The sequence below is a fragment of the Paraburkholderia kururiensis genome (assembly GCF_034424375.1).
GTDB lineage: Bacteria > Pseudomonadota > Gammaproteobacteria > Burkholderiales > Burkholderiaceae > Paraburkholderia > Paraburkholderia kururiensis_A.
In genome coordinates this window covers 2,446,587-2,458,837 of the sequence record NZ_CP139965.1, presented here as the reverse complement: position 1 = coordinate 2,458,837, position 12,251 = coordinate 2,446,587, and the positions used below count along the sequence as shown (strand labels likewise).

Sequence of the window (12,251 nt, the reverse complement as noted above, 5' to 3'; positions counted from 1 at the left end):
GCACGCATGCAGACAAGCGAGAGGCAATCGGTTAGAATCTCGCCCTCACGCGATTCCGGCGTGCGGTGCCAGCCGCACCCATGCCAGCAACTGGAGGCCGGATAGCGAGCCGAATATCGGGCGGGCGGCAGCGCCAGAAGCGCGGCCCCGCGCCCGGCGGCGAGGATGGCGAAATTGGTAGACGCACCAGGTTTAGGTCCTGACGCCAGCAATGGTGTGCGGGTTCGAGTCCCGCTCCTCGCACCAAGAAGTCCCCCAACGATTCCCATCGTTGCCCAAAAAGCCCCGTCAGTCAAGGACTTGCGGGGCTTTTTCTTACCATCGTTGCCCAAGGTTTCCCATTGACACCCACGGTCCGAGGGGGCATCTTTGGGGCCATCTGGCGCTCTCCTGCGCCCCGATATGCCCCCACGGTGTTCCATGCCCCTTACCGACGTTGCGATCCGCGCGGCGAAGCCCCGCGAGAAGGCCTACAAGCTCGCCGATTCACAGGGCCTGTACCTTGAGGTGATGCCCGGCGGCGCGAAGTACTGGCGTCTGAAGTATCGCATCGACGGCCGCGAGAAACGCCTCGCCATCGGCGTGTACCCGGCGGTCACGCTGCTGGCCGCCCGCAAGGCACGCGACGCGGCCAAGGACCGGTTGCGCGAGGGGCTGGACCCGGGCCATGAGAAGAAGATGGCCAAGCTGCAGCGCAGCCTTGAGCGGGAGAACTCGTTTGAGGCGGTCGCGCGCGAGTGGCACGAGAACAAGAAGTCGGCCTGGACCGAGCGGCACGCGAAGCGGATTCTGACGCTGCTCGAGCGCGAGCTGTTCCCGTTCATCGGGGCCCGTCCGATCGGCCAGGTGACGGCGCCGGAACTGCTCGCCGTGGTGCGCAAGGTCGAGTCGCGCAACGCGCTGGAACTGGCGCGCAAGGTGATCCAGACGGCGAGCCAGGTATTCCGCTACGCCATCGCCACGGCGCGCGCCGAGCGCGACCCTGCGCCTGACCTGCGCGGGGCGCTGAAGCCGCGGATAGTCCAGCACATGCAGCGCATCAGCGAGTCCGAGGTTCCGGAGCTGATGAAGAAGGTGGCCGCGTACGACGGCGAGGCCCAGACGCGGCTCGCGATCGAGCTGCTCGCGCTCACGTTCGTGCGCACGGCCGAGCTGCGCCATGCCGAATGGACCGAGATCGACGAGAAGCGCGCGGAGTGGCGCATCCCGCCGGAGAAGATGAAGATGCGCATGCCGCACATCGTGCCGCTCTCGAAACAGGCGCTCGCGGTCATCCGGCAGCTTCGCGAGCTCAACGGCCGGTGGCGGTGGCTGTTCCCGAGCCGCAACGACGCGAAGAAACCTATCAGCGAGAACACGGTGCTCTTCGCGCTGTACCGCATGGGCTACCACTCACGGATGACGGGGCACGGCTTCCGCGGGCTCGCATCGACGATTCTCAACGAGCACGGATTCCATGCGGACTGGATCGAGCGGCAGCTAGCGCACAGCGAGCGGGACAGCGTGCGCGCGGCCTACAACCACGCGCAGTATCTGAGCGAGCGCAAACGCATGATGCAGTGGTGGGGCGACTATCTGGAGCGGGCGGCCGGCGGGAACGTTGTGCCGGGCGATTTCAGGCAGGCGGGCTGAGGCTGAAACTACGGCGCGGTGCTTACCGCGGGGCAAGCGTTGCTTTTCGGGCAATCGGCTCCAGATTGGTACGGTGTGGCACCGTACTGCCGGCATCGCCTGGTAATATGGTGCCAGTAAACTTTTGTGTAGAATCGCCGTTAACACGGTGTAGCAACCTCTTAACACCTAACCCGAAGGAGATTCCATGGTCACGAAAGGAAAGACCGGGAACATCCACGGAGTCGAAGTCAAGGCCCGGGCAGGCGTGCAGCTCCCCACTCAGAAGGTCAATACTAGCTCCGCGGATGGTCGTAAGCAGATCGTCAATGCTGCTAAACGCGTCTATGAGCAACATCATGCTGTCATCCAGGCGCTGGCTAAGCGATGATTCTGGATGCGGATCTGGTCGTGCTGGTGCACGACTTTATCCTCTCACGTGAGCCAGGATTGACTGGAAATACAAACAGGGGCGCTTTGGAAGGCGCCCTTGGTCGTATTGAGAACCGCGTCCACTATGGCGGTCTCGTCGATGTCTTCGAGATTGCTGGCCTGTATGCAGAGGCGATCGCCAGAGGGCACGCGTTTTCGGACGCGAACAAGCGTACCGCGCTAGTATCGGCGCTCACCTATCTTCTGATTGAAGGTCACGATGTCAAGCGGACGCAGTCTCTTGAAGACATCATGGTTGACGTAGCGGAAGGGAAGCTTGACTACCAGGATTTAGCAAACATCTTTTCCTCGCTGGCTACGCCGGCCGACGTGGCAAGAAGGCTGAAGACGAACAATGAGTGAGCCCCGCCCCGAGCGGGGCTTTTCACATCCGCCGTAGTTTGTTCGTCCGGGTCCGAGAAGGTCTATGCCCGCTTGGAGGAAATCATGTGGCTCATCATTGCGCGCAACCCGATATCCAATGGAGCGCAGGTCATACACCACGTAAGGTGGCGCAAGGCGAGAGCGGACGCGAACGGAAAACCTGTCTGGGATGGCGACGAGGAAATCGTGCCAGTCGGCACAGTCGTCCATGCTCTTCGGAACGGCGAGGAGGTCGGCTCGCTGTTTTCTGTGCCAGGTGGAGGCACCGTGAGCGGCCCTCGCGTTGTCATTGGTAAGGACTATCTGGGACACGAGCGCATCGATACGGTGAGCGATCCTCAGTCGGTCTATAGGTCGCTGCTCGATTTGCCGGAGTTCGACGTATAGCGTCCAGGCGCGTCGTACCGTCGAACGCCGGCCCATCTCTACGCCATGCTCGCGAGGAAGTTCGCGGCGACGCGCTTAACGATCCATGGTTGACCAAGCGGGTCTCTCGTGTGGTCACCTTCCGCAGCCGACGGTCATGAACCTCTGACCTTGTGCGAGCCAGGGGCGCCACGCACCCTGCCGATGTCGGCGACAGGCCGCGGTGGCATACCGGTTGTCGCGGCCGCCTATCGTTTTGCCTTGCTGCGTTTGTCGAGCGCTTCCACTACCTTTCCAGCAACGTGTTCGGCGAACAGATCCATCGTGCGATCATCGATAGTCGTCTCGACGTCGCTCGCTGCTGAAAAGCTCGCTTCAAGCCTGGCGACAACTTCGGCAGTCAGTGACCGTCTTTTCTTCGCCGAAGCGGCATCAAGCCGCTCTTTCAGTTCGAGCGGGATGCGGAGGTTGATTTGCGGATCGTCTCTGGCCATGCCGGATTGTAATGTAGCACGGTGCTTGCGTTCAATAAAGCACCGTGCTACATTTGGGGCATGGTAGCTACCTCTCACTGGCGCCCATTCTGAAAACGACCATGCAAGAAGAACAATTCGCTATCCGCGATCGCGCCTATGGTGTCTGGCATCGACCGCGTTCGATCGGCCGCTTTATCGCCGCGCGCGAGGCCAGGGCGCTGACCATGGCGGACCTAGACGGTGTGCTATTCGTCGAGTTCGGCTATTCCAATAAATTGCCACTGGCGCTCGTAGAGGTCGCGCGGGATATCGGGCAGCAAAAAGCAACTGGCGTGATTCGTCAGCTCGCGCGCATGGCCGGCTTGCCCGCGTTCGTCGCGCTCTACAGCCCCGCGAACACCGCGAATCCTGCCAGCCCCGCATGGCATGACATCGAATCGTTTCGTGTCCGGCGAATCTGGCCTAAACCGGAGAAGTGCTGGCGGCGTCTGTCGCCGGCCGAATGGGCCGCAGCGCTCGTCCAGATCCGGGATTGGCAACTGCGGCGGGTTTCATCACAAGTCGCTGCGAATGACACGGTGTACTAAGGAGAGTCACATGAAAGTCGATCAAGAGACGTCCCTAGCGGCCGGGCACGTGAACACCCACGCGCCAGAGCACTTCGAGGATTGTTTGTCCGACGAGTCGAGGGCGGCATGGCGCATCCACAATATTCTGTCGTTTGTCGTTGAGGCTATCCCGGAGGATGGGCTCAACGACCTGCCGCTCAAATCCACGTTGGTTGACTTGATGGTGGATTCGGAGAAACTCGCCAACCGCTTGATGGACCTCGCCGAACTCGTGCCACACAAGTAGGCGACGTTTAAGGCGCCGAGCGTTCAAGGCGCCCACACCATCATCGATTCGGCGGTCCGCGAGGCGGGGAGGCGCATCAGCCGCTATCGACGGCGGCGCGCCAAGAGCCGCTATGAACGCAGGTTGATCAAGACGAGCGGACGCGGTAGCGCCTAGTCTTCGACGTCATCGTGGCACAATCGACGCGCTTTACCACTCCTGACTGGCCCGACGGGGCGAACGCCGGTCCCCTCACCGGTTTGTCAGGGGTGCCTCCATTCGGAGGGGGGATTGCGCGAGGGCGCATGATGAGTACGAAGTTCAAGGGGGCGCTCGGCCAACCCATTTGCGTTCAACTGCCCGGCCTAATGCTTCCGACGCATGAGAGGGAGCAGGCCGAGAAAGCCGTGGATGCCGCCGTTGCCGCGGCGAGAAGTGAAAAGCTGGCGCTGTTGTTCGAGCACTATTCCGTCCAACAGGGCAATTTCGCCGTTCTAGCAATGGCCATGGCCGTTGACCTTATACCGGGATTCCAGTTCGTACATGAGCAGAAGCGCCGCGGGCGCCCTGTCAAATGGGACGAACTGGCAAACGGCTATCTAGTCGTCGAGATCGAACGAGCCCGTGCAAATAACACGCATCTCTCCGTCAAGGATGCAGCTAGAGCTTTAGCTAAGCGAGATCCGTGGAAAAGCTTAGTTGACGGGAAAAACCCCGGCGAGACTCTTCGGCAACAATACGACGCAGCGAAAGATAGCTTGTGGGCGCGCGCTTGCCGCGATGCGTTCGCATACCACGAAGCGATGGGGACCATTCCAAGATGGGAGAGGCCGTCGCGGAGCTTGGATCGTAACTGTCCCCTTGTGTGGCGTGCCGCAACAATAAAGCTGTAGATAAATCGAATAAGGAAATTTCCTGCACCCAATATCAGCAGCATGCAAACGACGCCTAGGAGCGACAAAGCATGCGTGCAGATACCGGAACTAGCCAGGCCCCAGCGACTCTCCCTGCCGTCGGGTTCTCGCGATGGGAGCAGCTTCAGCGCTTCATTCCTGTCAGCCGGGAGACTTGGAGAAAGCTGGTCAAGGACGGTCGCGCCCCTCAGCCGCAGCGCTGGACAGAACGTTGCACTGTCTATAGCAACGCGGAGATCCATCGCTGGATGGAGGATCCTGCGGCCTACCGCGCAGAGCAGGAAATGGCTAGCTGAGGCGCCGCGATGGCCAAAAAAGAAAAGGCCGAAACCCGCGAAGGCTCGGCCAAAATCAAATCGCAAATCCAGTGTGCCGATACCAGCGTGCCGCGTCAATCGGCGGCACTGGTCCGTGTGCGCGGCGCCGATCTCATCACCGATTCGCTCACGATCGCACAAGAATTCGGGCGCCGTCACGATAACGTGATGCGCTCGCTGTCGATACTGATCACAAACGGCACTCTCGGTCCCCTCGACTCCAAGGAGACCTCCTATATCGATCACTGGAACCGTTCGCAGCCATGCATCGAGCTGACGGAGCGCGGTGCACTGATCGCCATGCCGTTTATCGGGGGAGCCCGCTCCCGCCAAGGTCAGGTGCGCCTGGTCGACGCATTCCTTCGGCTTCGCGATCAGGTCGCGCTGGCACAGCCGGCGCAGAGCGTTCCGCAGACCCTCGCAGGTGCGTTGCGGTTCGCCGCTGAACTCGCGGATCGCTGCGCGCGTCTCGAGAGCGCTACGCAGCGGCAAACTCAATACGCCGCAGCGCTGGATCGGCTGGCGGCCGCATCGGGTTCGATGAACCTCACCGCTGCTGCGAAGAGCCTGAAGGTCAAGCCAACGTATCTTTTCAACTGGCTGTCGCGTGAACAATGGATCTATCGGCGAGGCGGCGGCCGTTGGGCCGCGTACCAGGTCGCCATCATGCGCGGCGTGCTCGAACACCGGACCACGACGATTCAGCGCGGCGACGGCGCCGACAAGGCGGTTGCTCAGGTTCTGGTCACGTCCAAAGGGCTCGCTGAACTCGCGAGGAAGTTGCCGACGAGCACGGCCCAAGGGGCTAGACAATGACCGTGCACCACTTCGACATCGAAGACGCTGGGCAGCACGGGTTGGTCGGCGCCATCCTGCTCTACAACCTGCGCTTCTGGATTCTCCACAATCGCGCCAACGACAGGCACTTACATGCAGGCCGCACGTGGACGTTCAACTCGGCCAAGGCCTTCGCTGCACTGTTTCCGTACCTGAGTGAAGACCAGATCCAGCGCGCGTTGAAGAAGCTCGTCGAGTCAGGGGTTCTGATGCGTCGAGTGGGCACCGAGGACCGATGGGACCGCACCAACTGGTACGCCTTCGTTGACGAGGGCAAATACCTTGCCGGCTCTCGGGAGCCCGTCGCAGCCGATTCCGCAAAACTGCGGAATGCATCCCGCGATATTGCGGCATCGATTCCGCAGGATCGCGCCGTCGATCCCGCAGAGTCGCGGAATCTCTGTACAGATGTAAACGCAGATAAAAAACGCAGATCTGCCTCACACGAGGCACCGACTCGGCCCGACTGGTTCGTCGAGGAACAAACCGCAGGTGATTCGTCTGTACCCATCGATTCGTCGGCAGCCGCGAAGCTCGCCATAGCCCTACGGGCCGCGGGCATCAATTGCGCTGTCGCCCATCCGAAAATCCAGATGCTTGCGGAGCAGGGCGTGTCTGTCGAGACGGCGGTGGCCGCTGCAGAGTACGCGACGGCCGCAAAGGAAGGCGAGAAGGTCAGTCTTGGCTACGTGGTAAAGGTGCTCGAATCGTGGGCAAAGAGTGCATCGACGCCAACCGTGGCGGGCGCCAAGGCGCCGGCCGCAAAGGCGAAATACGGCGCGTGGTGGCTGTCTGACTCGACGGCGCTCTCGGTAGCAAATCAGGTTGGCGTTGGCAGTGCTCGAGCACACGAGTCACGCGAAGCGTGGCATGCGCGGATCAGCGCCGCAATCGACAATGGCGGTACGCCGTCGGCACCACGCGCAGAACCCACGCCGATCCCTGTCCAGACGCCGCTCGATGTGTCGCGAACCGGCGCCTCCGATGCTTCGCGCGTTGCCATCGCGAGCGTGAGGGATCTACTGAAGACGCGCGTCCTCGGAGCAAGAGCATGATGCCGCGCCTCTTTCTGGTTGGCCGAGTGTGGCATTACCGGTTTCAGGCTGATGGTCGGCGGTGGCAGCGTTCGACCGGCGAAACGGTGCGCCGTCGCGCTGAGATCGTGGCGGCCCAGGCGGCAGAAGACGCCCGGCGCGCCGCGCTCGGCCTTGAGCCTATCCCAACGCTCCGCGAGCTGGTTCGCCAGTGGATCGCCGTACACGAGCTCGTCGTCAGCGCATCGCACCTCAAGGGCATGTACGAATTCGGTCGCCTGCATCTATACGACCTGGGCGAACTGAAAATTGACGTGATCTCGACGTCTCGCGTCGAGGCGGCGCGCGCGCAGCATCTGCGCGGGCATTCACCGACGACGGCAAACCACTGGCTCCGACTGCTGCGGCTACTTTTCCGCTGGGCCGTGCGTCGTCGCCTCATCGCTGAGGTGAGCTGGACGGTGAAGCCGATCAAGACGCAGAAGCGTCCACGCGCGATCCTGCCAGCAGCTCATGCCCTCGAATGGCTTGCCGCCGTCGATCAACAGGGGCGTCCGTCGGCGTCCTGCGGCATTCGGCTGATGCTGGGCCTTGGCCTTCGCGAGGCTGAGGTGAGAACGGCGCGATGGGAATGGATCGACTGGGAGCGCCAAACGTACACGCCGGGTCGCACCAAGGGTCGTGAGGCGGCCCCGGTGCCACTGCCAGACTGGTTGGCGGCTTACCTCCAGTCGAAGCGTGCGGAAAACCCTCCCGCAAACTCGACCTATCACTAACTGGAACTGAAGGTGCATTCAAAAGGAGTGGGGAAATGAACGACGCAGAAACGCAGATTTTTCTTTCCACCTGTGAGCACGTCCTCACGCTCGCTTTGGCTGAGGTGCGGATGGTGACAGCTCACGTTGCGCCGGTGGCACAGAGCCTTGAGGAGGGAAGTGCGAACCGTGGCTACCTCGACAGCAGCCTCATGCGGCTCAGCCAACTTCATGGATACATGCTCGAGCAGTTACGTGTCCTCGGCTGCATGTCCGCCGAAATTCTCGGCAATAAGAACAAGGCGGCGATGCAGTTCGTTTCGAATGACAACAGCGCGGCAGCGAGCACTAGCGATGCCGATAGTGCGGATTGCAAAGTCCACTAACTAACCGGAGAAACAAAATGCCCAGTGGTGGCGGCAGCACGACGACCGTTCAGAAATCGGATCCTTGGTCGGGTCAGCAACCGTATCTAAACAACGTGTTTTCCGGTGCACAGAGCGTCTACAACGGATTCGCGAGCAACCCAGCGTCGTCCGTTGCAGGGTTCACGCCGATGCAGACGCAGGCCATGGGGGTGGAGCAGGGCATTGCCAACGGAACGAACTTCGGCAATGCGGACGGGGTCAACAACGCCGCAGGAAACTACACCACGAACCTGCTCAATGGCAGCTACCTCAACGCGAATCCGGCGAATGGCACGCTCTCGTCCATCGCAAACGGTTCGCAGCTGAACCCAAACAGCAACCCCTACATGCAGGGGATGGCGAATGCGGCCAACACGAACATCATCAACGCGTACCAGACCGCGACGGCGCCGCAGACGACGAGCGAATTCGAGGGCGCGGGCCGCTATGGTTCGGGCGCGATGACGAGCGCGCAGAACATCGCGCGGCAGGGTCTTGCGACGCAGCTCGCGAACGCGCAGAACAACCTGTACGGCTCGATGTACCAGCAAAACCAGGCTAATCGGCTCAGCGCGGCGCAGATGCTCGGCAACAACTACAACACTGCGTCGCAGCAGATGCTGCAGGGCTCGTTCAACGCGCCGAACATGGTCAACTCGATCAATGGTGCCGTTTCGAATCTCTACAACATGGGCGGCAACGAGCAGGCGCTAAACCAGTCGCAGATCAGTGCACCGTGGCAGCAGCTCAATAATCTCTCGAACCTGATCCAAGGGCAGTATGGCGGCCAGACGAGTACAACGCAGCCCTACTACACGAACCAAATCGCGGGCGGCGTGGGTGGCGCTCTTGGTGGTGCGCTTACCGGGGCGGCACTGGGGAGTGTAGTTCCGGGCCTTGGGACGACAACTGGCGCAATCGGAGGTGGCCTGGTCGGCGGGCTCGGCGGCCTCTTCTCGGACCGTCGCCTGAAGCTCGACATCAAGGTGACGGGCGTGCGTCTGCCGAACGGTCTTCCGGTGTACCGCTACCGCTATCTCTGGGACGGCCCCGGCGTGCGCCGCTTTGGCGTGATGGCGGACGACGTGCGCCACGTGCGTCCGGATGCCGTCCGGACCGACCCGGCCGGCTTCGACATGGTGGACTACCACGCTATCGGAGCCGCGCATGTTGGGTGATATCGGCGCGACTTTCGGCGACCCGGGCTCGTAGCAGGCTTCGTTCAGGCATAAAAAGCCGCGATTGCGCCCTTTCCTAACGATCAAGCGGCCGGTGCCTGTTGCTTGTCGTACTGCGCTCTAGCAGAGCTCACGAGAGAGACGATTCGCCTCGAATCGGCAATGCACGACGATGCGTCCGCTTCGTTCACAGCGAGGTGTATGTCGTAATCCGCTCGTTTGCGAGCGCGCTTTAGGTTGGCGAGGGACCGGGCCGCTTGCTGCGCGTTTCCGCGCCCAGGGGCGGCGGCCTTTCCCCATGAGGCGAGGGCGTCTATCACCGACTTATGCGATTCGCCGGAGAGCAGTTCGTTGGTCGTAGGTGCATATTCGTCGGGCAAGCTGATTCGACTCGCGTGCAGTGCCCCGTAGTACGCCCGCGAAACAGCGCTTCGCTTATCAGCTTCTTTACACGGCTCGCTAAGAAGTCGCTCGGCAGTCTCGATAAAATCGTCAGGCGACAACTTCAATCTCCCGCGGCGCCAAAGAGATGTGAAACGAGCCAATCGGGAATTCATCGACCGCGTCGAACAGTACGGGAGTCAGCGCTTCGTCAAGTTGACGCGCATCCCCTATGACTCGGTAACAATCGAACGTCTGCGCGGCCGGCTTTGTCCGGCCGTTTTTTCGTGCTGACGGTTGGTGCTGACTGCGGCATGTGCGCTACACGAAGGCGCATGGTTGCTCCCGCAACCGTCCTCTCCTATCCTGCATGGGCTTGCTTCATCCGCCTTCGTCCACGATCCGGCCGCACCGGCAGAGGAGACCGTCATGCAGACCATCGGCGCCACGCACGCGGCTTCGCGTTCAAGCACGAGCGGCGGCGACGAGCGTTCGCTGCGCGTTCTGCTCGCGGGCACCTACCGCGTCTTCGCCATGCTCGGCTGGACCGAGCTGATCTACAACCACATCACCGTACGCGTGCCCGGCCCCGATCGGCACTTCCTGATCAATCCGTTCGGCCTGCATTACTCCGAGGTCACGGCATCGAATCTCGTCAAGATCGATCTCGACGGCAACGTGGTGGGCGAGACCGCGGCGCGCGTGAATCCGGCCGGCTTCGTCGTACATGCAGCGATTCATCGCGCAGTGCCGGACGCGCATTGCGTCATGCACACGCATACCACCGCGGGCCTGGCCGTTGCCTGTTCCGAGCGAGGCCTCGAGAACTCGAATTTCTATTCCGCGCAATTGCACGACATAGTGGCGTACCACGATTTCGAGGGCGTCACGATCCGCCCCGACGAAGGGCCACGGCTCGTGGCGAATCTCGGGGCAAAGCGTCTGATGATCCTGCGCAATCACGGGCTGCTCGCCATCGGCGAGACCGTTGCGCAGGCGTTTGCGCGGCTCTGGACCCTGAACCGCGCGTGCGAGGTGCAGCTCGCGACGGCGGCGCTCGGGGCAGCGCGGCTCATCCCCGCCGAGATATCGGTGCGTTGCACGCGCGACGCGCTGCAGTGCGATCCGCGTCACGGCGCCGGGCAGGACGTGCTCGATGCCATGCTGCGGCAAGTGGACCGGATGGACTCTTCGTACAAGGCGTAGCGTGTCGCTACGCACCTCAGTTCAAGGCAGACATGGAAACAGCACAGATCAGGACGACCGTAGTGGGCGCGGGCGCGATCGGCGGATTGATCGCGGCGGCAGCGGCGCGGGCAGGGCACGCGGTGAGCGTGGTCGCACGAGGCAAGACGCTCGACGCCATTCGCGGCGACGGCATTCGCATCATCGACGACGAGGGCGAGACGGCCACGCGCGTGACGGCCACCGACACGCCCGCGGAACTCGGCACACAGGACTTTGTCGTTGTCGCGCTGAAGGCGCAGGCGTTGCCCGGCGTCGCTGCGAGTCTCGCGCCGCTGATCGGCCCCGATACGGTCATCGTCGCCGCCATGAACGGTTTGCCGTGGTGGTTTCTGGCAGGCACGGAAGGGCCGCTCGCGGCCACGCCGATCGAAGCCGTGGACCCGGACGGCGCGGTCTCGGCCGCCTTGCCGCCACGGCAGTCGATCGGCTGCGTGGTGCATCTTTCGTCGTCCACGGATGCCCCGGGCGTCGTGCGGCGCGGGCGGGGCAATCATTTGATCGTCGGGGCCCCGCGCGGGACGAACGGCGCCACGGGCGCGCTCGACACGCAGGCCGCGGCATTCGCCGGCGCGATGCGTGACGGCGGTTTCGAGGTCACCGTCGCGGACGACATCCGTACCGAGATCTGGGCCAAGCTGTGGGGCAACATGAACATGAATCCGTTGAGCGCGCTGACGGGTTCCACCTCGACGCAACTGCTCGACGACCCGTTCACGCATGCGCTCGTGCTGCGCATGATGGAAGAAGCCGAGGCGATCGGCGCGCGTCTTGGCCTTTCCACGGGCATGAGTCCGGCCGAGCGCATTGCCGTGACGCGGCGGCTCGGATCGTTCAGGACGTCGATGCTGCAGGACTTCGAGGCGGGACGGCCGCTCGAAGTGGGGCCGATCCTGGGCGTGTTTCCCGAACTGGGCCGCAGGCTCGGCGTCGCTACGCCGTTTTGCGACGCGGTGCTTGGCTTGCTGAGACAGCGCGCGGCGAACAGCGGGCTCTGACGCGGGCTGGCACGCTGGCGGTAGCGTGGGCGGCGAAGCGGACGCCGATGCCCGCCCGGCGACATCGGTTCAATGAGACTGC

15 protein-coding genes and 1 tRNA gene are annotated in these 12,251 nt (G+C 62.6%); 15 read left to right on the top strand and 1 reads right to left on the bottom strand.

Annotated features, from left to right (window positions below; all coding sequences use genetic code 11):
- Nucleotides 1-159 precede the first annotated feature (159 nt).
- The 5 genes from U0042_RS11015 (at nt 160) to U0042_RS10995 (ending at nt 2,814) form a co-directional block, all read left to right on the top strand.
- Nucleotides 160-246: transfer RNA gene (locus U0042_RS11015), tRNA-Leu, on the top strand.
- A 174-nt stretch (nt 247-420) separates the two neighbouring features.
- Nucleotides 421-1,632 carry a tyrosine-type recombinase/integrase gene (locus U0042_RS11010; protein WP_114810814.1) on the top strand — a complete coding sequence of 404 codons (1,212 nt, stop codon included), beginning with the start codon at nt 421-423 and terminating at the stop codon, nt 1,630-1,632.
- 187 nt (nt 1,633-1,819) lie between these two features.
- Complete coding sequence (locus tag U0042_RS11005) at nt 1,820-2,002, top strand: hypothetical protein (RefSeq protein WP_114810815.1); 183 nt, start codon at nt 1,820-1,822, stop codon at nt 2,000-2,002.
- A complete protein-coding gene (locus U0042_RS11000) occupies nt 1,999-2,406 on the top strand; it encodes a type II toxin-antitoxin system death-on-curing family toxin (RefSeq protein ID WP_198665294.1) in 408 nt (135 codons plus the stop codon). The genes U0042_RS11005 and U0042_RS11000 overlap by 4 nt, the downstream gene beginning before the upstream one ends.
- Nucleotides 2,407-2,490: 84 nt before the next feature.
- Nucleotides 2,491-2,814, top strand: coding sequence for a hypothetical protein (locus tag U0042_RS10995; protein ID WP_114810816.1), 324 nt, complete (start codon nt 2,491-2,493; stop codon nt 2,812-2,814).
- A 227-nt stretch (nt 2,815-3,041) separates the two neighbouring features.
- Here U0042_RS10995 and U0042_RS10990 read toward each other — a convergent pair whose 3' ends face one another.
- Entirely contained in the window at nt 3,042-3,287 is a 246-nt protein-coding gene (locus U0042_RS10990; RefSeq protein ID WP_114810817.1) for an Arc family DNA-binding protein, read from the bottom strand.
- A 101-nt stretch (nt 3,288-3,388) separates the two neighbouring features.
- Here U0042_RS10990 and U0042_RS10985 point away from each other — a divergent pair, with 101 nt between their 5' ends.
- The 10 genes from U0042_RS10985 (at nt 3,389) to U0042_RS10940 (ending at nt 12,169) form a co-directional block, all read left to right on the top strand.
- On the top strand, nt 3,389-3,856 hold the full coding sequence (locus U0042_RS10985) for a hypothetical protein (protein WP_114810818.1): 468 nt from the start codon (nt 3,389-3,391) through the stop codon (nt 3,854-3,856).
- A 10-nt stretch (nt 3,857-3,866) separates the two neighbouring features.
- Nucleotides 3,867-4,124, top strand: a complete 258-nt coding sequence (locus U0042_RS10980; protein ID WP_114810819.1) for a hypothetical protein — start codon at nt 3,867-3,869, stop codon at nt 4,122-4,124.
- Nucleotides 4,125-4,408: 284 nt separating this feature from the next.
- Nucleotides 4,409-4,996, top strand: a complete 588-nt coding sequence (locus U0042_RS10975; RefSeq protein WP_114810820.1) for a hypothetical protein — start codon at nt 4,409-4,411, stop codon at nt 4,994-4,996.
- Nucleotides 4,997-5,322: 326 nt separating this feature from the next.
- Complete coding sequence (locus U0042_RS10970; protein ID WP_114810822.1) at nt 5,323-6,150, top strand: Rha family transcriptional regulator; 828 nt, start codon at nt 5,323-5,325, stop codon at nt 6,148-6,150.
- Nucleotides 6,147-7,226: a hypothetical protein gene (locus tag U0042_RS10965; RefSeq protein ID WP_114810823.1), complete on the top strand. Its 1,080-nt coding sequence runs from the start codon at nt 6,147-6,149 to the stop codon at nt 7,224-7,226. Before U0042_RS10970 ends, U0042_RS10965 begins: the two co-directional genes overlap by 4 nt.
- Nucleotides 7,223-7,981, top strand: a complete 759-nt coding sequence (locus U0042_RS10960) for a tyrosine-type recombinase/integrase (protein WP_114810824.1) — start codon at nt 7,223-7,225, stop codon at nt 7,979-7,981. Before U0042_RS10965 ends, U0042_RS10960 begins: the two co-directional genes overlap by 4 nt.
- Before the next feature lie 35 nt (nt 7,982-8,016).
- Nucleotides 8,017-8,346 (top strand): hypothetical protein, encoded by a 330-nt coding sequence (locus tag U0042_RS10955; RefSeq protein ID WP_114810825.1) that lies wholly within the window; start codon nt 8,017-8,019, stop codon nt 8,344-8,346.
- Nucleotides 8,331-9,545 (top strand): tail fiber domain-containing protein, encoded by a 1,215-nt coding sequence (locus tag U0042_RS10950; protein ID WP_157977811.1) that lies wholly within the window; start codon nt 8,331-8,333, stop codon nt 9,543-9,545. The genes U0042_RS10955 and U0042_RS10950 overlap by 16 nt, the downstream gene beginning before the upstream one ends.
- An 810-nt stretch (nt 9,546-10,355) precedes the next feature.
- Nucleotides 10,356-11,132, top strand: coding sequence for a class II aldolase/adducin family protein (locus tag U0042_RS10945; protein WP_114810827.1), 777 nt, complete (start codon nt 10,356-10,358; stop codon nt 11,130-11,132).
- Nucleotides 11,133-11,164: 32 nt separating this feature from the next.
- A complete protein-coding gene (locus U0042_RS10940; RefSeq protein ID WP_114810828.1) occupies nt 11,165-12,169 on the top strand; it encodes a 2-dehydropantoate 2-reductase in 1,005 nt (334 codons plus the stop codon).
- Nucleotides 12,170-12,251: the final 82 nt, after the last annotated feature.